Here is a 19,660-nt window from a genome sequence, read left to right on the forward strand (position 1 = left end):
CGAGACGGTATCGTCGTCGTACCAGACAACGATGTCAATGGCCCATCGCCGACGATCACACTCCGGTGTGCGCCTCGATCCGGCCGCCGGCGGCCGCGGCGGCGAGGGCCCGGTGGTCGCGGTCGTTCTGGTCGGCGTACGCCGTGGCGAAGTCGGCGACCGCATTGTCGAAGCGATCGGACTTGCCGAGGTAGGCGGAGAGCGCGAAGCGATCGCCGGAGCGGGCGTGGGCCCGGGCCAGGGTCCAGCCGCAGAGACGGGCGTACAGCGTCATGGCTTCGGGATTGAGCGTTTCGATGTCGGCGGAGAGCTTCCAGTCGCGCAACTGGCGGACGTAGTAGTCCTGCTCACCGTCGGCCGTGTCGGCGCGCAACCAGCCGAGGAAGATATCGCTCGCCGCCTGCATCAGCCGCTGCCCGACGACCACGCGCTCGCCCTGGTTCGAGTGTTCCGACGCATCGGCGTACGTCGACAACGCGGACGGCCCGGCCTGCTTGGCCTGGAGCAGCAGCGCCTCGTCGGCGACCGTCGACTCCAGCAGCATGATCCACGCGCGGGTCCCGACACTGCCGACGCCGACGACCTTGTGCGCGACATCGGTGAGCCGGAAGTGGTCGAGCAAATGCCGGCGGTCCTGCTGCAGAGTCTCGCGGTACCCGGCCACCATGTCCTGCAACTGGGCGAGTACGCGCGATCCGTCGATGTCGGTCAGCTCGTCCATCGGCACCACGAGCGGCGGGTTCGACACGATCCGGCGCCGGCCGTCGACGACCGCGGTGAGCTTCCCGATCGCCTGCATGCTGTTGCGGGTGTACGCCTTCGCGAGCCGCCCCTCGGCCGCCTTCAACCCCTTCCGCTTCCCCGACGACAACGTCGCCTTGTACCGCCCGACCAGCTCTTCGATGTCGAGCCGCGCGTACCAGACGTCGAGGATCGGTTGACCGGCGAACTCCCGGATCGCTTCGCGATAATGCCGTACGGCGGCAAGCGTCACCTCGCGGCACCGCTTCGAGCTGAACTCGTTGTCGCGCCCCGCCACGACGAAGCTCGTGGCGAGCCGCTTCACGTCCCACTCGAACGAACCCGGCAGCGTTTCGTCGAAGTCGTTGATGTCGAACACCAGCCGCCGCTCCGGTGAGGCATACGCGCCGAAGTTCGACAGATGCGCGTCGCCGCACAGCTGCACCGCCAGCCCGGTCGACGGCGCCTGCGCGAGGTCTGCCGCCATGATCAGCGCGGCTCCGCGATAGAACGTGAACGGCGAGACCAGCATGCGTCCGTGCCGGATCGGCACCAGCGCCGGCACCCGCCCCGCGGCCTGGCCGATCAGCAGCCCGACGGGATCGCGACCGACGGCCGGCCGAACCTCGGCGTGCGACTCGAGCGGCACCGCTTTCCGCACAGCCTTCCCGTGCGCCGCCCGTTCATCCGCTGTCAGCTGCATGCACCCAGCGTCGCGCCGTACCCCCGGTCTTGACCAGCTCGCGAGATGGCCAAAGTCGACTAAACAAGTAAACTTAAACTACTGTGCATGACCTTTCTCTGGTACATCCCGAACCAGGTCGACCCCGGTCATCGCGGGGACGACGCCGTCCAGGGACACAACAGCATCGAGCGGCTGACCGAGCTGGCGCGACTCACCGAGGACCACGGATGGTCCGGCGCACTGCTCGGCACCGGGTGGGGCCGGCCGGACACGTTCACGGTCGCGACGGCGCTGGCCGCGCGGACGACGACGTTCCAGCCGCTGGCCGCGATCCGGCCCGGGTACTGGCATCCCGCCCACTTCGCGTCCGCGGCGAGCACGCTCGACCAGCTCACCAGCGGACGCCTGCTGGTCAACATCGTCTCCGGCCAGGACAACCTCGCGGCGTACGGCGACAGCGAGGGCGATCAGCCGCAGCGGTACGCGCGCACCAAGGAGTTTCTCCAACTGGTACGGCGCTTGTGGACCGAAGAGGACGTGACGTTCGCCGGCGAGTACTTCTCCGTCACCGGCTCCACGGTCGCGACACGTCCCGTCGTACGGGAAGGCCGCCCGCACCCGCGGTTGTACTTCGGCGGCGCGTCGGATGCGGCGCAACGGGTCGCCGCGACGGATGCCGACGTTCAGCTGTTCTGGGGTGAACCGCTCGACGGTGTCGCGGCGCGGATCGCTCGGCTGCGGGACCTGGAGAACGAGCTCGGTCGTGAACATCCACCGCTGGAGTTCGGGCTGCGGATCACCACACTCGTCCGCGACACCAGCGAAGAGGCCTGGGCCGATGCCGAGGCGAAGGTCGCGAAGATGGCCGAAACGCAGGGCTCGCGGGACAAGCGCTGGTTCAAGGCCGTCGGCCAGCAACGCCTCCTCGAACTGGCCGAACGCGGCGAGGTCCTCGACGACAACCTCTACACCGCCCCCGGCAAGTACGGCGGTGGCGGTGCCGGCACCACGTGGCTCGTCGGTTCCCCCGACGAGGTCGCCAAGTCCCTCGCCAAGTACCGCGACCTAGGCATCACCCACTTCATCCTCTCCGACACGCCGTACCGCGAGGAGATCATCCGCATCGGCGACCAGCTCCTCCCCCTCCTCGCCTGAGATCTATGCGCATCGCATACAATTGGCGTCATGGATCTCGAAGGAGCGATCAATCGCTGGCATCAGCAGGTGAACGCGGGCGACCTGGAGGCGGTCGTCGGAGTGGTCAGTGATCCGGTCGTGGTGCTGGGCCCCAAGGGCGCCGGGCCGATCACGCCGGCCGGGTTCGCGGACTGGGTGGAGCGCTCGGGGATCCGGCTGGTGCCGCGGTCCTGGCATCCGGTGAGTGAGCGGCTGATGGTGGTTGAAGAGGACGCGAGCTGGCCTGAGAGTCCGGCGCCGACGCGGGTGGCGACGCTGTTCCGGGTGACCGGGGACAAGGTGTCCGCCGCACTCCGGTTGCCGGATCTGAAGCAGGCGCTGGAGTTGGCGTACATCTGTCGCGAGCTGGCAGCCACCGAGTGAGCATCGGTCCGGGGCAGGTGCTGTTCGAGTTCGTGCGCCACTGGTCACGGCGTACCGCGCCCGATGTTGCCGAGCAGGGGCGGCTGGTGATGGTGACCGAGGCCGCGTACGCCGTGAGTCGGCGCGAGGTCGCGACGATCAACGCCGTCGCGCACGAGATCGGGATCGACCAGAGCGGCGCGTCCCGATTGGTGAGGGATGCGACGAGCGCCGGCTATCTCGACCTGCGGGCCGCGGACAGCGATGCGCGGCGGCGGGAGGTGCTGGTGACGGACGCCGGACTCGAGCTGCTCGATCAGGCACACGCCTGGCAGGAGGAGATGTTCACGCGGCTCACCGAGGGCTGGAGCGAGCGGCGGCGTACCGAATTCCACCGGGCGATGGTGAGCTTGCTCGAGCGCTCGAACCCCTCGGACTGATTGGATGTGGTCATCGCTTGACGGACGCATGCCGAGTGTGATCGGTTGATTACCGAGCGCCAACGGTGGGTATGTGGCGCTGTGAGGCATGTGAGGAGCACTGATGGTCGAATATCTGCCCCGGTCCGCGTGGAACGCGCGCCCGCCGAACGGCGGACCGGGCAACCTGACCGTGTCGCGGGTCGAAGGCGCGGTCATACACTGGCCGGGTACCGGATCGACGAGTGTCATCCACTCCAAGGCGGCCGTCGCGTCCGCGTTGCGTGGCTGGCAGGACTACCACATGGACACCCGCGGCTGGTCCGACATCGCGTACCAGGTCGCGGTCGACCAGGCCGGTCGCGCCTGGACGTTGCGCGGCCTGCGGACCCAGTCCGGCGCGAACGGCGGCACCGACGTCAACGAGCGGTACGGCGCGGTTCTGCTGATCCTCGTCACCGGGGAGCAGCCGACGGCCGCGATGAAGGCGACCACCCGCGGAGTGATCGCCGACTTCCGCAGAATCTATCCCCGCGGTACGGCGATCCGGCCGCACTCCGCGGTCCGCCCGGAGCCGACCGACTGCCCCGGAGACCCCGCCCGCGCCGCGATCGCCCGCGGCGAATTCACCCCTGGCCACTCGGAGGACGACGACATGACCCCGGCCCAGATGCAGGAACTGAAGAACTTCATCGAGGCCAGGACGCAGGCCTACGCGCTCTGGACCCACCGGCAGTTGCGCAAGGACCTGTCGGCGGTGGTGAAGGCGTACGCACTCGACATCAAGAACTACGAGCGCCAGACCGACGCCGCCGACGCTGCCCGCGCTGCCGCCGCGGTCTGGGCGACCGCTCCGCCGAGCCTGCAGGTCGACGGCACCCCGGCTCCGGAACAGCCCACCGCGCCGGACCCGAACGTCGACCCGGATCTCAGCCTCCCGGACCTCGACCCGTTCCCGGACACGCCCGCCGCCGAGGAGGCAGCCCCGAACGGCGATCAGCCGACGGCCTGATCCTGACGCGCGGTCAACGCCCTGCGGCCTTCAGGACCCGCAGGGCGTTGAGCGTGATCATCTCGTTCGGCCCACTGCGCCCCCAGTCGACGACTTCCGGCGTACGGTTGCCGCCCAGCGGCCGGAACCTCTAGCTCCGCCAGCGAAACGATCCGCAAGTGCGCGCCGGTCCACTTCTTGTACGCGCGCTTGTCCGCGCACGGTTGTCGGTGGGAGCTGATTGGGTAGGGCCGTGGATCTTGTGGAGTTGACGCAGCGGTTGGAGAAGATTTCGGTTGGGTACGGCGAGCGGCTGGGGTTCGACCGTGATCCGGACTGGTTCCTGCTGAAGCTGCAGGAGGAGGTCGGCGAGCTCACGCAGGCCTATCTCCAGCACACCGGCCGCGCGCGGGCCAAGGGCGCGACTCCGGACGACATCCGCAGTACGTTCCACCAGGAGTTCGCCGACGTACTCTGCCAACTGCTTCTCTTCGCGCACCAGCACGACGTCGATCTCTCGCAGGAGATCGAACGGAAGTGGCTGGTCTACGAGGCCTGACCGGCCGGCTGCACCTTGGCGGGCGCCTTCGCCGCCAGCACCATGCCGACCAGCAGGGCGACTCCGATCAGGATGTCAACAGTCATGGTCAGCGCCAACGGCGGCTGGATGGTGACCTCCATCCCGAGCAGGACCGCGTACGCGAGCGGCCAGCTGAGCGTGCCGAGGAGCTTCCACGCGACGGTCCAGCGGTTCGACGACCACAGCATCCCGATGCCGATCACGTAGGCGAACACCGGCACCCAGATGCCCGGCAGGAAGGGACCGAGGAACACCAGCGCGAGGGCGACCATGTCACTCGGGCGCAGCTTCGGTGGGACCTCGACCAGGACAAGACCCTCGGTGGCCGCAGCAACGATCTCCTGCGGGTCGCCGAGGCGCTGCAGGATCTGCCGGATCTCGCTCTCCGAGGAGGCGCCGGCAGCGCGCTCCTCGGCGATGTGCGCCTTCATGTCGTCGACCAGCTCGGTCCGGCGCGCTGCCGGCAACGCCTCGGCAGCCTTCGCGAGCTCTTTCAGGTACGCGTCGACCAGCCGGTCGTTGTCCTGCTCCACGTTCATCCCCGTCTCCCTCTTTCCAGGATCGCGTCGACCGAGGCGCAGAACCGTTGCCAGTCCGCGGTGAACGCAGCCAGCGCCTGGCTGCCTTCGGCCGTCGATGTGTAGTACCGCCGCGGCGGCCCGGACTCGGACTCGCGCCAGCTCGTCTCGACCAGACCTTCCCGTCGCAGCCGGGCCAGCAGTGGGTAGATCGTCCCCTCGGTGGTCACCAGACCGTCGACCTCGCCCAGCGCCTTCACCAACTCGAAACCGTAACGGGGCTCTCCCTGCAACAGCGCGAGGACGCAGAACTCCAGCGTCCCGCGGCGCAGCTGGGTGAAGACCTTCTCCGCTACCATGCGACACAAGGTACCTGTCCGCACCAAGAACCTGCAACCACCACTGACCAGTCAGTCAGTTTTGGGGCGGACCGCGAACATCAGCATCAGAACGACGGTCGGGATCACGATGACCCAGAGGCTGCTGAGGTTGAACAGGACCGGGGCCAGGCACAACACCAGGAGGTCGAACCCCCGGGCCGGCTGGGAGAACAGGCCGGGCGGGATCGCGCCCATCGGGGACGTCACCAGCGGTCCGGCGTACGACGGCGGCCGGGCGGAGGCCTGCCGGACGGTCCCGGAAATGACTGCGGCAGCCACGGCGAAACAGGAGGTCGCGCTGCCGATCGCGGGATAGGCGCAGGCCGCCCAGACGATCGTGAACAGGCCTGGTACGACGGCCATCACCACGCGCAACTCGCGGAGATCCCAGCCGAGTGCGCGCACCAGGCCGGTCGAGCGGCACGCGGTGCGGAGGCCGTCGAGCATCGGCCGTACGGCGATGAAGCCGGCGATCGCGGCCGCGATCGGTACCAGGACGTGGAAGCCGGCGCCGTGCACCGCGTACGGGACGACGAGCAGCCCGAACGCGACCGCGATCCGCCGCGGCCAGCGCAGGATCCGATGGAACTCGCGCTGCACGATTGCGGCGCCGTCCGCACCCCGACCGCGGCGGGAGCGCACCCGCCCCTTCAACCGCCAGTGCCGACTGGCGATCACATCACCCAGCATGCTGATGTCCAAGCTGCTCGCCGCCCCCGCAAGCCCAGCCAGCAGTTCGCCCCCGGCGATCACACTGATCCGCCCCAGCCGATCCAAAGTCCGCGAGACAAGGAACGTCAGCACGACGCACACCACGACCAGCACTGCGCACACCAGCAGAAAAGTCAGCTGCCCGGAGGTGACCGCGTCGGAGTCATCGAGTGCCCGGAGACCGAGCGTCGGACCGCGGTCCTCACCGGTGAAGGTCGAGACGATCACGTTGGCGCCGGTGATGTTCGGTCGCGGGCGCAGGGCGAGCGCCACCGCCGGGACGACGGCGGCGAGCAGCAGCAGGTCCGCGACCCGCAGCGTCCACTGCGCCCGCCGTACGGTCTGTTGCGCCCAGACGGTGGCGAGCGCGGCGCACACGAGCACCGCGCCGATCAGCACGGCCGTCGCGATCACGTCGAACCACGGCTCCCCGAGCAAGGCCCAGATGACCGCGCCGACCACCAGCCCGATCACCGCGACCGAGGCGATCACCAACCGGTACGCCGGTCGCAGCAAGGAGGCCCGGCTCACCGGCGTCGCCAGCAACCAGAACCCGGTCGCCCGTGACGCCGACACCGGGCCGACCGCGAGCAGCACCCGGATCGTGGTTGCCAGTAGCAACGGTATGACGATCCACGGCAACCACGACGTCACCTGTCCGCACGTCCACGACGTACAGCCGGCGGCATTCGAGTTCAGGTGCCGTACGACGTTGCCGCCGGTCGCGCCGACCATCGCGAGGGTGAACAGGACCAGGTACACGTCCTCGAAGATCTCCCAGAACGAACGGTCCGCGTGCTGGCGTCGCGTGGTCCGCATCCACGACCGCAGCGCCCGCGAGGACGGGATCGTCCCGAAGTCCGTAGGGTCGAACCGCACCGGCCCGTCGGCAGCGCTCATGGAAGCGGAGTGAGGGTGACGACGGAGTCCGCGACCGTCTCGACCAGGGCCGGGTCGTGGCTGGCGAAGAGGATCGCCGTACCGGCCTTCTTCTCCTCGACGAGCCGGTCGGACAGCCACTGCACGCCGCCGGTGTCGAGGCGGGCCTCGGGTTCGTCGAGGACCATCAGCTTGCGCGGGCGGACCAGCGCCGTGGCCAGCGCGAGCCGGCGGCGCTGGCCGGACGACAGCGAACCGGGCAACTGGTCGGCGGCCGGCAGCAGACCGATGTCGTGCAGCGTCGTGTCGACCAGGTCCTCGGGCGACGAGTTGCCGTGCGCGCGGGCGAGCAGGTCGAGATGCTCGGCCGCGGTCAGGTCCGGGAAGAAGTCCAGGTCGTCGAGCAGGGTGGCGACGTCCCGGCGGACCGCCTCGGCGCGCTCGTCGATCGGCTGACCGTCGAGCAGGATCTTCCCGGCCGCCGGTTCGGCCGCGCCGACGATGCACTTCAGCACGGTCGTCTTACCCGCGCCGTTCGGGCCGACCAGGGCGATCGCCTGGCCGGCCCGCAACGTGAACGTGAGGCCCTCGATCACCGGACGGTCGCCGTACTTGTGCTGCAGATCCGTCACCGCCAGCCGGGGCGCCGCCTTCTTGCTCATCGGGCGCGGCTCACTTCTTCCGGACCAGCGTCAGCCCGTCGCCGATCCCGAGCATGATCACGTCGACGCGATCGTCGTTGGCGACGTGCGCGTTGAACTCCTTGCGGTCCGCCGGACCGTCCGCGTCCACCACCCGGCCGCCGGCCAGCGTGTTGTCGAACAGCAGCAGCCCGTTCGGCCGGATCAGCGGCAGGACGGTCTCGAAGTACCGGATGTACCAGTCCTTGTCGGCGTCGACGAAGGCCAGGTCGAACTCGCCGTCGAGCTTCGCCGCCGACTCGTGCGCGTCGCCGATCCGCAGGTCGATCTTGTTCGCGACCCCGGCCCGCTCCCAGTACGGGCGGCCGATGGAGGTCCACTCGTCGCTCACGTCCAGGCAGATCAGCTCGCCGTCGTCCGGCAGCCCACGAGAGATCGCGAGCGCGGAGAACCCGGTGAAGGTGCCGATCTCGACGGCCCGGCGAGCGCCGATCAGGCGGGTCAGGGTGGTCAGCAGACCGGCCTGGTCCGCGGTGGTCAGCATCCCCGCGGGGCTGCCGAGTTTCTCGGTCTCGGCGCGCAGCTCGGTCGCGATCTCGTCCAGCGGCATGCCGTGGGCGAGCATGTAGTCGTGCAGTTCCTCGGTCACCGGTACCTGATGGCCCATGAAATTCGCCCCTCCGTGTATTAGATCGGTCGCCTGTAGTCTCTATGGGTTGTTCGTTGGCCTGACACCCACCCCACCTCGAGGGAGCACCCCGCATGCGCATCGCCGTCGCCGGCTCGATCGCGACCGACATCCTGATGACGTTCCCGGGCCGGTTCAAGGACCAGTTCCTCGAGGAGCAGATGCACAAGGTCTCCCTCTCGTTCCTGGTCGACGAGCTGGTCGTCCACCGCGGCGGCGTCGCCGCGAACATCTGCTACGGCATGTCCCAGCTCGGGTTCCCGTCGCTGCTGGTCGGCTCGGTCGGCGCCGACTTCGCCGAGTACGGCGCGGCGCTGACGGAGGCCGGCGTCGACATCTCGCACGTCCGCGTCTGCGAGAACGTACACACCGCCCGGTTCACCTGCACGACAGACCTGGACGCCAACCAGATCGCCTCGTTCTACACCGGCGCGATGGCCGAGGCGCGCGAACTCGACCTGGGCGCGATCCATCAGGCCGCGGGCGGTGTCGACCTGGTGCTGATCGGCGCCGACGACCCGGCCGCGATGCTCAAGCACACCGAGCTGGCCAAGCAGCACGGGATCGCGGTCGCGGCCGACCCGTCGCAGCAGATGGCGCGGATGGACGGTGACGACATCCGCAAGCTCGTCGACGGTGCGGCGTACCTGTTCAGCAACGAGTACGAGGCCGGGCTGATGGTGCAGAAGACCGGCTGGAGCCACGCCGAGATCCTCGAGCGAGTCGGCGTACGCGTCACGACCCACGGCGGCGACGGCGTCGTCATCGAGGACACGACAGGCATCCTCGCGAAGGTCCCGGCGGTGCCCGCGCCGAACCTGGTCGACCCGACCGGCGGCGGCGACGCCTTCCGGGCCGGCTACCTCACCGGTCGCGCCGGGGGCCTCGACCACGAAGCGGCCGCCCACCTCGGCTGCACGCTGGCGACCACGGTGCTGGAGACGGTCGGCACCCAGGAGTACAGCCTGGACCACCCGAGCTTCCTCGACCGGCTCACCGGCACGTACGGCGCCGACGCTGCCGCCACCGCGAAGCAGGCGCTGGGGGTCATCGCCTAGGTGGATGTGATTCGGTCGACCGTGAACGTGGCCTGTTTGCTGTTCGCGATGCTGACCCGGATCCGGTAGCCGCCGATCGCCGCGGACTTCTTCGGCCCGAGCGTGACGTGCTTGTTGCCGACGTAGAAGGTGACGGCGGTCTTGTGCCGCTCGTACCCGACCATCTGCCCGCCGTTGCAGGTGAAGCCCTGGTCGGAGATGAAGATGTTGGTGCCCGAGAAGTCGAACCGGCCGCCCTTGAGCGTCCCGGTGCAGTCCGCCTCGGGCACCACCGGCTTGGGCTTCACAGTCGGCGTGGGCTTGACGGTCGGTGTGGGAGACGGCGTGGGTGCGGGCGGCGGCGTGACGACGGACGTCGGCGTACTGCTGTCCGGCGCCGACCCGGCATCCGACCAGGTCCCGGACCCGCCACCGCCACATCCCGCCAGCACCAACGCCGCACCCACCACGCCTACCGCACCTACCGCACCGGCCCACCGCAGCTCACCCATGCCGCCAGCGTCCCAACACCCCAGAGGTCAGCGACCCGAATGGCCGCAACCTGTCACGACGACCGAGCCCACAGCCCCCGGACGTGGCCGATGTGCCGCCGCATCAACTGCTCGGCTCCTTCGCCGTCACCGGCCTCCACGAGATCGAGGAGCTCGTGGTGTTCGGTGGCGGACGGCACCAGCCGGCCGCTCTCGACGAGCGGTGTGAGGCCGAGGAGGCGCGTCTGGGAGCGCAGGTCCGACACGACGTCGACCAGCTTCTGGTTGCCGGAGTACGCGAGCAGCGTGACGTGGAAGACCCGGTCCGCTTCGATGTACGCGATCAGGTCGCCGGCCTCCGCCGCCGTCACGATGTCCTCGGCGAGCTGCCGCAGCCGCGGGTAGTCCTGCGCCGGGATCGCCGGGACCACGTCCCGGATCGTCGGCGGCTCGATCAGCTGGCGCAGCGCGGCCAGGTTGTCGAGGTCCTCGTCGGACACGTCGGTGACCCGGAAGCCCTTGTTCCGCAGCGAGATCACCAGGCCCTCGCGGACCAGGTCCAGCATCGCCTCGCGGACCGGCGTCGCGGAGACCCCGAACCGCGCGCCGAGCGTCGGCGCCGAGTACACCTCCCCCGGCTTCAGCTCGCCGGAGATCACCGCCGCCCGCAGCGCGTTGGCCACGCTGTCGCGCAGGTTCTCGCGGTGCGCCAGCCGCCGTACGCTCGGCAGCGGCCCGATCGAATCGGCAGCCATGGTTCACCTCCTGGGGCCCGGCAAGATTTCGTGGCCTATTGTGAAGCACCGGTCGTCACTGGTCAGGGATGCCACCCCCGATGGCGGCGACCAGCTCGGTGAGCCGCTCGAAGACCCGCTGCGTGCCCAGCCCGTCGTGCTCGTACTCGTTCGTCACCCATGCCTGCACGTTGCCGACCCGGTGCGCGGTGTCCAGTTGCAGCCCGGAGTCGACGTACATGTCGTCGAAGTACACCGCGGCCGCCACCGGTACGTCGTTCGCGGCCAGCCGCTCGAGGTCGTACAGCTCGGACCACCGCGGGCGCTGCGCCAGCAGCTCGACCGCACCCTGGAACGGCCGCAGCCCGCGGATCTCCTCGAACATCCAGGGGTACATCATCTCGCCGGTGAACAGCAGCGGCCGCGCGTCCTCGGCGAACTCCGGGTGCCGTGCCCGCTCCGCCTCGGCCGCCCAGCCGGTCGCCCCCTCACCGGATCCGTAGATGCTTTCCTGCAGCGCGGCGAACAGCGGTCCACCGAGGTACGACGACGCTCCCAGCACCTCGCCGAGAAAGCCGTCGGACAGTTCGTCGCCGTCGAAGGCCTCGTCGATCAGCCAGTGGATGCGCTCGTAGCCGGGTTTCATCCCGAAGTCGATCCCGAGCGACTGCAGCCGCCGTACCGTCAGCCGATCGCCGTCCGGCAGCCGTACGTCGGACTCCGCCAGCCGGTCCGCGATCCGGCCGACCCGCTCCACGTTGTGCGGGTACCGCCGGTAGAACTCCCGGTTCTTGGCCGCCACCCGCGGATAGGTCCGCCGGTACACCTCGGCCGCCGACGGGTCGATCGACGCGAGCCCGCCGGTGACGTAGCACGCGGTCAGGGCGTCGGGTGCGTTGGACAAGTAGGTGAGCGTGAGGAAACCGCCGTAGCTCTGGCCGAGTGTCGACCACCGGCGGCCGCCGAAGACCTTGTTCCGCAGCTGCTCGGCGTCCGAGATGATCGAGTCCGCCCGGAAGCACGCCAGGTAGTCGGCGCCTTCCTCGGCCGACATCGACGCCATCCGCCGGCCGCTGACCGGCGTACTCCGGCCGGTACCGCGCTGGTCCATCAGGACGACCCGGTACTTCTTCAACGCGTGCTCGATCCACCCCGACACGCCGGTCGGCCTTGGTCCCTTCCCGCCGGGACCGCCCTGCAGGAACAGCAGGCAGGGCAGGTCCTCGTCCTTCCGCACCGGATCGATCAGCTCCCGCGCGAACACGGTGATCGACTCGCCCGGGTTCGCCCAGTCCAGCGGCACCGCGATCTCGTGCTCCCGAACGTGCATCCCCGGAATCGTGTAGCTGGTCATGAAGCCTTCTTCCCCCTGCGTCTGGCGTCCCATTCAGGGTTGATCCGCGGTACGGCGGCCAGCAACGTCTTCGTGTACTCGTCCTGAGGATCCCCGAACACCTGGTCCCGTGTCCCCACCTCGACGATTCTGCCTCGGTTCATCACCGCGACGCGCTGCGCGATCTGCCGTACGACGGCCAGGTCGTGCGCGATGAAGACGTAGCTGAACCCGCTCTCCCGCTGCAGCCGCATCAGCAGGTCCAGCACCTGTGCCTGGATCGACACGTCCAGCGCCGACACCGCCTCGTCGCAGATCACCAGCTTCGGGTTGACCGCGAGCGCCCGGGCGATCCCGATCCGCTGCGCCTGCCCGCCGGAGAACTGCGCCGGGTACCGCCGGCAGTGGTCCGGGTTCAGACCGACCCGCTCCATCAGCTCCTGCGTGAACGCCCGCCTTGATTTCGACGGTGTGATCCCCTGGTAGGTGAGCGGGGCGGTGATGATCCGCTCGACCGTGTACCGCGGGTTCAGCGACGAGAACGGGTCCTGGAACACCACCTGCACGTTGTTCCGGAACGTCGCCAACTCCTTGCCGCTGGCCCGCGTCACGTCCTGACCGTCGAACACGACGCTGCCCTTGGTCGGCTCCAGCAGCCGCGCGGCGATCCGTGCCGTCGTGGACTTCCCACTGCCCGACTCGCCGACGATCGCGAGCGTCTCCCCGAGTTCGACCTCGAAGCTCACGTCGTCGACCGCGGTGAACGTCGACTTGCGGGCCATCGCGCCCTCGCCGCGGGTGACGAACTCCTTCGTCACGCCCTGCACCTTCAACAACGTCACTAGAGCACCTCGTCATCGATTCGCGGTACAGCGTCCAGCAGCATCCGCGTGTACTCGTGCCGCGGATCCGAGAACACCTGCTCCGCGGTCCCGTACTCGACCGGATCACCCGACTGCATCACCAGCACCCGCTGGGCGATCGAGCTGATCACCGCGAGGTCGTGGGTGATGAACATCATCCCGGTCCCGGTCGTCGACTGCAGCTCGGCGAGCAGCTCCAGGATCTGTGCCTGGACGGTCACATCGAGCGCGGTCGTCGGCTCGTCCGCGATCAGCAGCGACGGCGAACAGCACAGCGCCATCGCGATCATCACGCGCTGCCGCATCCCACCGGAGAACTGGTGCGGGTAGTGGTCGACCCGGCGCGCCGCGTCCGGGATGTGCACCCGCTCCAGCGCCTCGATCGCGACCTTCCGCGCCGCGGCCCGTGACCCACCGCGGTGAGTTCGGTACATCTCGGAGATCTGCAGGCCCACGGTGTAGTAGGGATTCAGCGACGACAGCGGGTCCTGGAACACCATCGAGATCGCGTTGCCCCGCACGGATCTGAGGTCGCGGTCCGAGCGCCCGAGCAACTCGGCGCCGTCCAGCCGGACGCTGCCCGACGTCCGGGCCCCGCGCGGCAGCAGCCCGAGGACGGCGAGGGCGGTCATCGACTTGCCCGACCCGGACTCGCCGACGATCCCGACCGTCTCGTCCCGGCCGACCGTGAACGACACGTCCTTCACCACGTCCACCGGCCCACGGCTGGTCGGCAAAGTGACAGTCAGATTGTCGACAACGAACAATGCGTCGGCTCTGCTCTCTGTTCGCTCGCTGCGCTCGCTCATGCCGACACCACCCGGACCCGTGGATCGAGGGCCGTGTACAGGAGGTCCACCACGACGTTGCCGATGACAACGAAGAAGGCGGCGAGCAGCGTGACCGCCATGATCACCGGCTGGTCGTTCTTGGCGATCGAGTCGGCGGCCATCTTCCCGATCCCGTTCAGCCCGAACACGGTCTCGGTGATCAGTGCGCCGCCGAGCAGGCCGGCGAAGTCCATCCCGAAGATCGTGGTGATCGGTGTCAGCGCGGGACGTAACGCGTGCCGGCGCATGATCAGCGCGCCACTCAGTCCCTTGGCCCGCGCGGTCCGGTAGTAGTTCTCGGCCAACGTGTCGATGACATTGCTCCGGGTCAACCGCGCGTACAGACAGGCATAGCCGACGGCGAGCACGACCCACGGCATCAGGTACGACTCGAACCAGACCGCCGGATTGTCAACGAACGACACCGCCGACGGGAACGGCAGCACCTGCAACTTCACAACCAGCACGTACTGCAGCACCAGTGCGAGCACGTAGTTCGGCACGCTCACACCGCCGAGCGCGAGACCCATCGCGGACCGGTCCCACCACGTGCCCTGCTTGACCGCGCTCACCAGACCACCGATCACGCCGACGAGCAGCCACAGTACGGCGGCACCGACCGCGACCGTGATGCTCACCGGAAGCCGCGCGGTGATCATGCTCCACACCGACTCGTTGGTCTGGAAGCTGTACCCGAGACACGGCGCCGAACAGTGCACCGAGCCGTAGTCGCGACCCACGAAGATCCCGCTCAGGAACTCCCAGAACTGCGTGAGCAGCGGCTGGTTGAGCCCGAGCACGTCACGGATCGAGTCGATGCGCTCCGGCGTACACGTCTTGCCGCAGATCATCACCGCGGGATCCGGCGAGAGCTTGAAGAAGATCAGGTACGTGAACAGGCACACGGCCAGCAGGATCAGTACGACACCCCCAAGCCGGCCGAGAACATAGCGGGTCATGGGGCCTCCCGGTCTGGACTGAGGAGCGGAGGGAGCGAAGCGACCGGAGCGACGAGGGAAGACCGGGAGTCACAGCCCCATGACCACGCCGGCGCCGAAGGCCCGGCCAAAAGCACAGTCATGCGGCTTCTCCCTGGTCGATGAGGGTGCGGATCTTGTCGCCGAGGACGGTCAGCGAAAGCACGGTGAGGAACAGGAACAGGCCGGGGATCGCGAAGAACATCGGGTCCACCGAGTACCAGCTCACCGAGCTCGAGATCATCTGGCCCCAGGACGCGGTCGGCGGCGAGACACCGACGCCGAGGAAGGACAGGCCCGCCTCGGTCCCGATGTAGCCCGGGATGGCGAGGGTCGTCATCACGACGATCGAGCCGCGCAGGTTCGGCAGGATCTCGCGGAACACCACCTGGGAATCCTTCGCCCCGGACGCGCGCGCCGCCTCGACGAACTCACGGTTCGCCAGCGTCATCGTCTGACCGCGGATCACCCGCGCGAGGTACGGCCAGCCGAACGCGCTGATCACCACGACCAGCAGCACCGGCCGGTTCCCGGACGGCAGCGACGACAGGATCGCGATCATGAAGATCAGCGCCGGGAACGCCATCAGGAAGTCCATCAGCCGCGAGATCACCTGGTCGACCCAGCCGCGGTAGAACCCGGCCAGCATGCCCAGCACGACGCCGAGAACCCCGGTCAGCACGGTTGCAGACAATGAGATGGTGATCGATACGCGGGCGCCGTACACGATCCGGGCGAACAGGTCGCGGCCGTTCTGCGGCTCGACGCCGAACCAGTGCGAGCCGCTGATCCCACCGAGCGCGCCGTGCGGGACGCCGCCGAGGTCGGAGTTGATCGCCGCCGAGTCGAACTGGTACGGCCCCCAGCCGCTGAGCCTGGTGATCAGCGGCGCGGCCACCGCCATCAGGACCACGATCGCCAGGAACACCAGGCACGCCAGCGCGCCCTTGTCCCGCGTGATCCTGGTGAGAACCCGCTTGCCCGAGGTGGGCGGCGCCGACGACGGCGCCGCCTCCTCGACCTCGACGAGTGTCGGGGTTGCTGTCACTTCCCGGCGTCCTTCAGACCCACGGACACCAGGTCGATGCCGCCCGAGAAACCGTCGTGCAGGTAGGCGCCGCCGATGTTGCTGCCGACCAGCATCAGGACCTTCTCGTAGAGCAGCGGAACGACCGGCGCCAGCGCCATGATCTGCTTGTCCAGTTCGCCGTACGCCTTGTTCGCGGCCTGGACGTCGGTCAGCTTGGCGATCTCGTCGATCTTCGCGTTCACGCCCGGGTCGTTCAGCTGCGACAGGTTGCTGTTGCCCTTCGGGGTGATGTTGCGGCCGTCGAACAGCGGCGGCAGGAACGTCGCACCGGACGGCCAGTCCGGGCACCAGCCGGTGATCGCCGCGTCGTGCTGCTGCGACGTCGTACCGATCACCTCGTAGTACGTCGCGGTGTCGATGGTGTTGATCTTCACGGTGATCTTCAGCGGCTCGAGCGCCTGCTGGATCGCGACCGCCATCGCCTGCATCTTCGGTTGCGCGCGGGTGTCGAGCGTCATCGTGAAGCCGTCGGCGAAACCGGCCTCGGTGAGGAGCTTGCGGGCGCCGTCGACGTCACCCTTGTGGTCCGGGCTCGGGTACGGGTCGTAGTCCACCCGGCCGGCGATGGTCGGCGGCTGGATGCTGGTGGCGATCTCGGCGAGGGTCGACCCGCCGACCGCGTCGCGGACCGTCTGCTTGTTGACCGCGAGGTTGATCGCCTGCCGCACCTTCACGTTGTCCAGCGGTTTCTTCGTGGAGTTCAGCCCCATGTACGTCGTACAGCCGCCGAGACCGCTCATCGTGCGCTGCTTGAGCTGCGCGGTCTGGACCCGGGCCACCGTGGCGGCCTGGATGGTGCCGGCGATCGCGTCGGCATCGGTGCCCTGGCCGGCGATCATCCGCTCGTCGATCGTCGCGGGGTCGAGGCCGAACGTCCACTGGAACGCGTCCGGGTTCGCCTGTCGTACGTCGTCGGTCTTCTTGTCCCACTTGTCGTTGCGGACCAGCTTGAGCGCCGCGCCCGGCTTGTACTCGGAGACCTTGTACGGTCCCGACGCGATCGGCTTGCTGTCCAGCGCGTTGCCCGCGCCCTGCCCCTTCGGCACCGGCGTGAACGTGTTCTGCGCGACCACGCTGCCGAAGTCGGCGTACGGCTTCTTCAGGTGGAACACGATCGTCTTCGCGTCCGGTGTGAGGATTGTCGGCAATTCACCGGACTTGTACGGGCCCTGGTACGACGCCGGCGCGTCGATCAGCTGCTTCGCGTACGGCGAACCGATGCCGATCTCCGGATCCCACGCCCGCGAGACACCCCACTTCACGTCGGCGCTGGTGATCGGCGCACCGGTCTCGAAGAACAGGCCGTCCTTGAGCGTGAACGTCCAGGTCTTGCCGCCGTCGGACGGCTTGCCCGTGTCGGTGGCGAGATCCGGCACGATCTTGGTGCCGTCGGCCCCCGGTGCGGCGCCCTGGGTGGTGAGTGTGCGGTAGATCAGCCGGTAGAAGTTGTTGACGCCGCCGTCGAATCCGCGGGCCGGATCGAGGTGCGAGAACGCGGCGTTCGCGAGCACCTGGAGCGTGCCGCCCTGCGCGGCCTTGGCGCCGGGGCCGGCGGACTCACCGCTCGCACCGCCGGAGGCGTTGCCGCCGCACGCGGTCAGCGCGAGCGCCGCCGATGCCACGAGCCCCACGAGCATGGAAGTTCTCTTCATCAGTCGTCTCTTTCGGTTCGCAGCCACACACGCATGGCCAGGGCCTGACGGTTTCCCCAGAGGAAGTACGGCGTGAACGTCACCGGCACTTCATGAGAGGCGGAATCCTGGGGTTGGTCGGTGAGTACGGGGTAGAGCTCGGGCGCCGGAGCCGGCGCGACACCGGCCGTCAGCTCGAGGACGAGATGGCCGTCCCGCTCTCGCGCGACCGCTCGGTGCACAGCGGCCGGTGTCAGCAACAGGTCGTCCACCGGCGCCTCGACATCTTGTTGCTCGACGCAATAGACCAGCGGACCTCGCGCCACGGCGATCGCACCCCGGGTCGCATCGAGATACGGATGCGACCCATGCGCCCGGGGCCCCATCGGCAACGTCAACCGCAGCACGTCACCAGGCTTGAAGTTTCTCTTGGTTACTGCCCAGCCGATGTCTACGGGCTGTCCGTCGAGCTGCGCCTCCGAAGCCCAGCGCGGAATGCGGAGGGCGATTGCTCGCTCCTCGGCCGGTGCGTCCTCGACGGTCAGCGTGATCTCGCCGTCCCACGGGTAGTTGGTGGAGACGTTGACGGTGAGACCGTCCGCGGTGATGCGGGCGCCGGCGTACATCCCGACGTACAGAACGTTGTCGCGGGCAACTGCTACGTGGTCCTGGAGTTCGGACATCCAGCGGATGATGTTCGGCGGGCAGCACGGGCAGCCGAACCACGAGCGCCGCAGCAACTCGCCACCGTCCTCGGCACCGGAGCGCTGCTCATGATCCGGCCGCCGCTGCAGCGGATTGTCGTAGAAGAACGCCGTACCATCGGCCGAAAGCCCAACGGCATAAGCGTTGTAGAGCACCGTCTCGTACACATCGAGGTACGACGCCTTGCCCGTGGCGCGGAACATCCGCCAGGCCCACTGCATCGTCGCGATCGCCGCGCACGTCTCGGCGTACGCCCGCTCGGACGGCAGCTCGTAGCGGTCGCCGATCGCCTCGTCGGAGTGCCGACTGCCGAGCCCGCCGGTGAGGTACAGCTTCGTCGCGACCATGTCGTCCCACAGCCGCTCGAGCGCTGCCAGCAGCGTCGGGTCCCCGGTCTCCAGGTGTACGTCGGCCGCGCCCGCCGCGAGGTACGCCATCCGTACTGCGTGACCGGTGACGGACGGCAGCTCGCGGAACGGCACGTGGTCCTGGAAGTACTCCCCCGGGAAGATCGTGTGCTTGAGCTTCCCCTGACCACGCCGGTCGACGAACAGGCGGGCCTGCGTGAGGTAGTCCTCGTCGCCGGTTTCACGATAAAGCTCGACCAGCGCCATCTCGACCTCGGGATGACCGTCGACAATCTCGGCACCGTCGACGCCGTACTTCCGGACGACGAGGTCCGCGAACCGCCTGGCGATTGTCAACAATCGGCCGTCCGACAATCGACGCTGCGCCGCGACGGCCGCCTGGATCAGATGGCCGAGGTTGTAGAGCTCGTGGCCCCAGCCGAGGTCCGACCAGGGCTGCTTCGGCTGGTCCCGGTCCTGGAAGTACGAGTTCAGGTAGCCGTCGTCGGCCTGCGCCTGCTCGAGGAGTTCGACGACCTCGTCGAAGAACTCCCGCGCGCCGGCCGGCGCCCCGTCCTCGCGATCCACCTCATAGGCGAGGCCCTCGAGCGTCTTGTAGAGGTCGGTGTCCAGGAACGGGTACCGCCCGCGGTACGGCCCGACCGACGGGTCGGCCAGCCGCCGGAGGTTCTCCAGGTTCCCGGCCTTGCGCAACTCGGCGATCGCGTGCGGGATCGTCGCTCGCCGGTTCCGCTGCTGCCAGTCGTGCAGCAACCCTCCGGTCAGCTCGACGCTGAACTCTGTACCGTGTGACATTGCACAGACCTTAAGTGCAATGTCACACCTTGCC

Annotated in this window: 21 protein-coding genes; 6 read left to right on the forward strand and 15 right to left on the reverse strand. The window is 68.6% G+C overall.

The annotated features are described in order from the left end of the window. Positions 1-55: 55 nt before the first annotated feature. The gene (locus E0H92_RS17935; RefSeq protein ID WP_131496994.1) at positions 56-1,444 is read right to left on the reverse strand and encodes a DUF2252 domain-containing protein; all 1,389 of its coding nucleotides are present in this window, start codon (positions 1,442-1,444) and stop codon (positions 56-58) included. Positions 1,445-1,531: 87 nt separating this feature from the next. Here E0H92_RS17935 and E0H92_RS17940 point away from each other — a divergent pair, with 87 nt between their 5' ends. The 5 genes from E0H92_RS17940 (at position 1,532) to E0H92_RS17960 (ending at position 4,934) form a co-directional block, all read left to right on the forward strand. Further along, on the forward strand, positions 1,532-2,581 hold the full coding sequence (locus tag E0H92_RS17940; RefSeq protein ID WP_131496995.1) for an LLM class flavin-dependent oxidoreductase: 1,050 nt from the start codon (positions 1,532-1,534) through the stop codon (positions 2,579-2,581). 30 nt (positions 2,582-2,611) lie between these two features. Beyond that, positions 2,612-2,986, forward strand: a complete 375-nt coding sequence (locus tag E0H92_RS17945) for a hypothetical protein (protein WP_131496996.1) — start codon at positions 2,612-2,614, stop codon at positions 2,984-2,986. After that, entirely contained in the window at positions 2,983-3,405 is a 423-nt protein-coding gene (locus E0H92_RS17950; RefSeq protein WP_165549822.1) for a MarR family winged helix-turn-helix transcriptional regulator, read from the forward strand. The genes E0H92_RS17945 and E0H92_RS17950 overlap by 4 nt, the downstream gene beginning before the upstream one ends. A gap of 103 nt (positions 3,406-3,508) precedes the next feature. Beyond that, positions 3,509-4,396, forward strand: a complete 888-nt coding sequence (locus E0H92_RS17955) for a peptidoglycan recognition protein family protein (protein WP_131496997.1) — start codon at positions 3,509-3,511, stop codon at positions 4,394-4,396. Between the two features lie 232 nt (positions 4,397-4,628). Next, positions 4,629-4,934 carry a nucleoside triphosphate pyrophosphohydrolase family protein gene (locus E0H92_RS17960; RefSeq protein ID WP_202873676.1) on the forward strand — a complete coding sequence of 102 codons (306 nt, stop codon included), beginning with the start codon at positions 4,629-4,631 and terminating at the stop codon, positions 4,932-4,934. Here E0H92_RS17960 and E0H92_RS17965 read toward each other — a convergent pair. The 5 genes from E0H92_RS17965 to E0H92_RS17985 are packed head-to-tail and all read right to left on the reverse strand — an operon-like array spanning position 4,922 to position 8,751. Beyond that, positions 4,922-5,494: an HAAS signaling domain-containing protein gene (locus E0H92_RS17965; protein ID WP_131462507.1), complete on the reverse strand. Its 573-nt coding sequence runs from the start codon at positions 5,492-5,494 to the stop codon at positions 4,922-4,924. The two genes, E0H92_RS17960 and E0H92_RS17965, sit on opposite strands and share 13 nt — an antisense overlap. Then, positions 5,491-5,832, reverse strand: coding sequence for a PadR family transcriptional regulator (locus E0H92_RS17970; protein ID WP_131289205.1), 342 nt, complete (start codon positions 5,830-5,832; stop codon positions 5,491-5,493). Before E0H92_RS17970 ends, E0H92_RS17965 begins: the two co-directional genes overlap by 4 nt. 51 nt (positions 5,833-5,883) lie before the next feature. Further along, positions 5,884-7,464: a DUF6297 family protein gene (locus tag E0H92_RS17975; protein WP_131496998.1), complete on the reverse strand. Its 1,581-nt coding sequence runs from the start codon at positions 7,462-7,464 to the stop codon at positions 5,884-5,886. After that, complete coding sequence (locus E0H92_RS17980; RefSeq protein WP_131289209.1) at positions 7,461-8,105, reverse strand: ABC transporter ATP-binding protein; 645 nt, start codon at positions 8,103-8,105, stop codon at positions 7,461-7,463. Before E0H92_RS17980 ends, E0H92_RS17975 begins: the two co-directional genes overlap by 4 nt. Positions 8,106-8,115: 10 nt before the next feature. Next, positions 8,116-8,751, reverse strand: coding sequence for an O-methyltransferase (locus E0H92_RS17985; protein ID WP_131462505.1), 636 nt, complete (start codon positions 8,749-8,751; stop codon positions 8,116-8,118). Between the two features lie 95 nt (positions 8,752-8,846). Between E0H92_RS17985 and E0H92_RS17990 the strand changes: the two genes are divergently transcribed. Further along, the gene (locus E0H92_RS17990; protein ID WP_131496999.1) at positions 8,847-9,830 is read left to right on the forward strand and encodes a carbohydrate kinase family protein; all 984 of its coding nucleotides are present in this window, start codon (positions 8,847-8,849) and stop codon (positions 9,828-9,830) included. Here the strand turns inward: E0H92_RS17990 and E0H92_RS44695 are convergent. From E0H92_RS44695 to E0H92_RS18035, 9 genes are all read right to left on the reverse strand, one after another. After that, positions 9,827-10,321: a hypothetical protein gene (locus E0H92_RS44695; RefSeq protein ID WP_202873677.1), complete on the reverse strand. Its 495-nt coding sequence runs from the start codon at positions 10,319-10,321 to the stop codon at positions 9,827-9,829. The genes E0H92_RS17990 and E0H92_RS44695 overlap by 4 nt on opposite strands. Positions 10,322-10,374: 53 nt before the next feature. Further along, positions 10,375-11,055 (reverse strand): GntR family transcriptional regulator, encoded by a 681-nt coding sequence (locus E0H92_RS18000; RefSeq protein WP_131462503.1) that lies wholly within the window; start codon positions 11,053-11,055, stop codon positions 10,375-10,377. 55 nt (positions 11,056-11,110) lie between these two features. Next, positions 11,111-12,388, reverse strand: coding sequence for an alpha/beta fold hydrolase (locus tag E0H92_RS18005; RefSeq protein WP_131497000.1), 1,278 nt, complete (start codon positions 12,386-12,388; stop codon positions 11,111-11,113). Continuing rightward, the gene (locus tag E0H92_RS18010; protein WP_202873678.1) at positions 12,385-13,209 is read right to left on the reverse strand and encodes an ATP-binding cassette domain-containing protein; all 825 of its coding nucleotides are present in this window, start codon (positions 13,207-13,209) and stop codon (positions 12,385-12,387) included. The genes E0H92_RS18005 and E0H92_RS18010 overlap by 4 nt, the downstream gene beginning before the upstream one ends. Beyond that, positions 13,209-14,039, reverse strand: a complete 831-nt coding sequence (locus E0H92_RS18015) for an ABC transporter ATP-binding protein (RefSeq protein ID WP_131497001.1) — start codon at positions 14,037-14,039, stop codon at positions 13,209-13,211. The genes E0H92_RS18010 and E0H92_RS18015 overlap by 1 nt, the downstream gene beginning before the upstream one ends. After that, positions 14,036-15,019, reverse strand: a complete 984-nt coding sequence (locus tag E0H92_RS18020) for an ABC transporter permease (protein ID WP_131462500.1) — start codon at positions 15,017-15,019, stop codon at positions 14,036-14,038. Before E0H92_RS18020 ends, E0H92_RS18015 begins: the two co-directional genes overlap by 4 nt. Before the next feature lie 118 nt (positions 15,020-15,137). After that, complete coding sequence (locus E0H92_RS18025; protein WP_131497002.1) at positions 15,138-16,085, reverse strand: ABC transporter permease; 948 nt, start codon at positions 16,083-16,085, stop codon at positions 15,138-15,140. Then, positions 16,082-17,779, reverse strand: coding sequence for an ABC transporter substrate-binding protein (locus tag E0H92_RS18030; protein WP_238173479.1), 1,698 nt, complete (start codon positions 17,777-17,779; stop codon positions 16,082-16,084). Before E0H92_RS18030 ends, E0H92_RS18025 begins: the two co-directional genes overlap by 4 nt. Then, a complete protein-coding gene (locus E0H92_RS18035) occupies positions 17,779-19,626 on the reverse strand; it encodes a glycoside hydrolase family 127 protein (RefSeq protein WP_131497003.1) in 1,848 nt (615 codons plus the stop codon). The genes E0H92_RS18030 and E0H92_RS18035 overlap by 1 nt, the downstream gene beginning before the upstream one ends. Positions 19,627-19,660: the final 34 nt, after the last annotated feature.

It is taken from the genome of Kribbella speibonae (genome assembly GCF_004331375.1).
GTDB lineage: Bacteria > Actinomycetota > Actinomycetes > Propionibacteriales > Kribbellaceae > Kribbella > Kribbella sindirgiensis.

What these genes read in the sequence shown, in the direction of transcription:
- E0H92_RS17935 (WP_131496994.1), bottom strand. Translation starts at nt 1,444, where the DNA reads ATGCAGCTGACAGCGGATGAACGGGCGGCGCACGGGAAGGCTGTGCGG.
- E0H92_RS17990 (WP_131496999.1), top strand. Translation starts at nt 8,847, where the DNA reads ATGCGCATCGCCGTCGCCGGCTCGATCGCGACCGACATCCTGATGACG.
- E0H92_RS18030 (WP_238173479.1), bottom strand. Translation starts at nt 17,779, where the DNA reads ATGAAGAGAACTTCCATGCTCGTGGGGCTCGTGGCATCGGCGGCGCTC.
- E0H92_RS18015 (WP_131497001.1), bottom strand. Translation starts at nt 14,039, where the DNA reads ATGAGCGAGCGCAGCGAGCGAACAGAGAGCAGAGCCGACGCATTGTTC.
- E0H92_RS17945 (WP_131496996.1), top strand. Translation starts at nt 2,612, where the DNA reads ATGGATCTCGAAGGAGCGATCAATCGCTGGCATCAGCAGGTGAACGCG.
- E0H92_RS17940 (WP_131496995.1), top strand. Translation starts at nt 1,532, where the DNA reads ATGACCTTTCTCTGGTACATCCCGAACCAGGTCGACCCCGGTCATCGC.
- E0H92_RS17975 (WP_131496998.1), bottom strand. Translation starts at nt 7,464, where the DNA reads ATGAGCGCTGCCGACGGGCCGGTGCGGTTCGACCCTACGGACTTCGGG.
- E0H92_RS18035 (WP_131497003.1), bottom strand. Translation starts at nt 19,626, where the DNA reads ATGTCACACGGTACAGAGTTCAGCGTCGAGCTGACCGGAGGGTTGCTG.
- E0H92_RS18000 (WP_131462503.1), bottom strand. Translation starts at nt 11,055, where the DNA reads ATGGCTGCCGATTCGATCGGGCCGCTGCCGAGCGTACGGCGGCTGGCG.
- E0H92_RS17965 (WP_131462507.1), bottom strand. Translation starts at nt 5,494, where the DNA reads ATGAACGTGGAGCAGGACAACGACCGGCTGGTCGACGCGTACCTGAAA.
- E0H92_RS18005 (WP_131497000.1), bottom strand. Translation starts at nt 12,388, where the DNA reads ATGACCAGCTACACGATTCCGGGGATGCACGTTCGGGAGCACGAGATC.
- E0H92_RS17985 (WP_131462505.1), bottom strand. Translation starts at nt 8,751, where the DNA reads ATGGGCCATCAGGTACCGGTGACCGAGGAACTGCACGACTACATGCTC.
- E0H92_RS17980 (WP_131289209.1), bottom strand. Translation starts at nt 8,105, where the DNA reads ATGAGCAAGAAGGCGGCGCCCCGGCTGGCGGTGACGGATCTGCAGCAC.
- E0H92_RS44695 (WP_202873677.1), bottom strand. Translation starts at nt 10,321, where the DNA reads ATGGGTGAGCTGCGGTGGGCCGGTGCGGTAGGTGCGGTAGGCGTGGTG.
- E0H92_RS17955 (WP_131496997.1), top strand. Translation starts at nt 3,509, where the DNA reads ATGGTCGAATATCTGCCCCGGTCCGCGTGGAACGCGCGCCCGCCGAAC.
- E0H92_RS18020 (WP_131462500.1), bottom strand. Translation starts at nt 15,019, where the DNA reads ATGACCCGCTATGTTCTCGGCCGGCTTGGGGGTGTCGTACTGATCCTG.
- E0H92_RS17970 (WP_131289205.1), bottom strand. Translation starts at nt 5,832, where the DNA reads ATGGTAGCGGAGAAGGTCTTCACCCAGCTGCGCCGCGGGACGCTGGAG.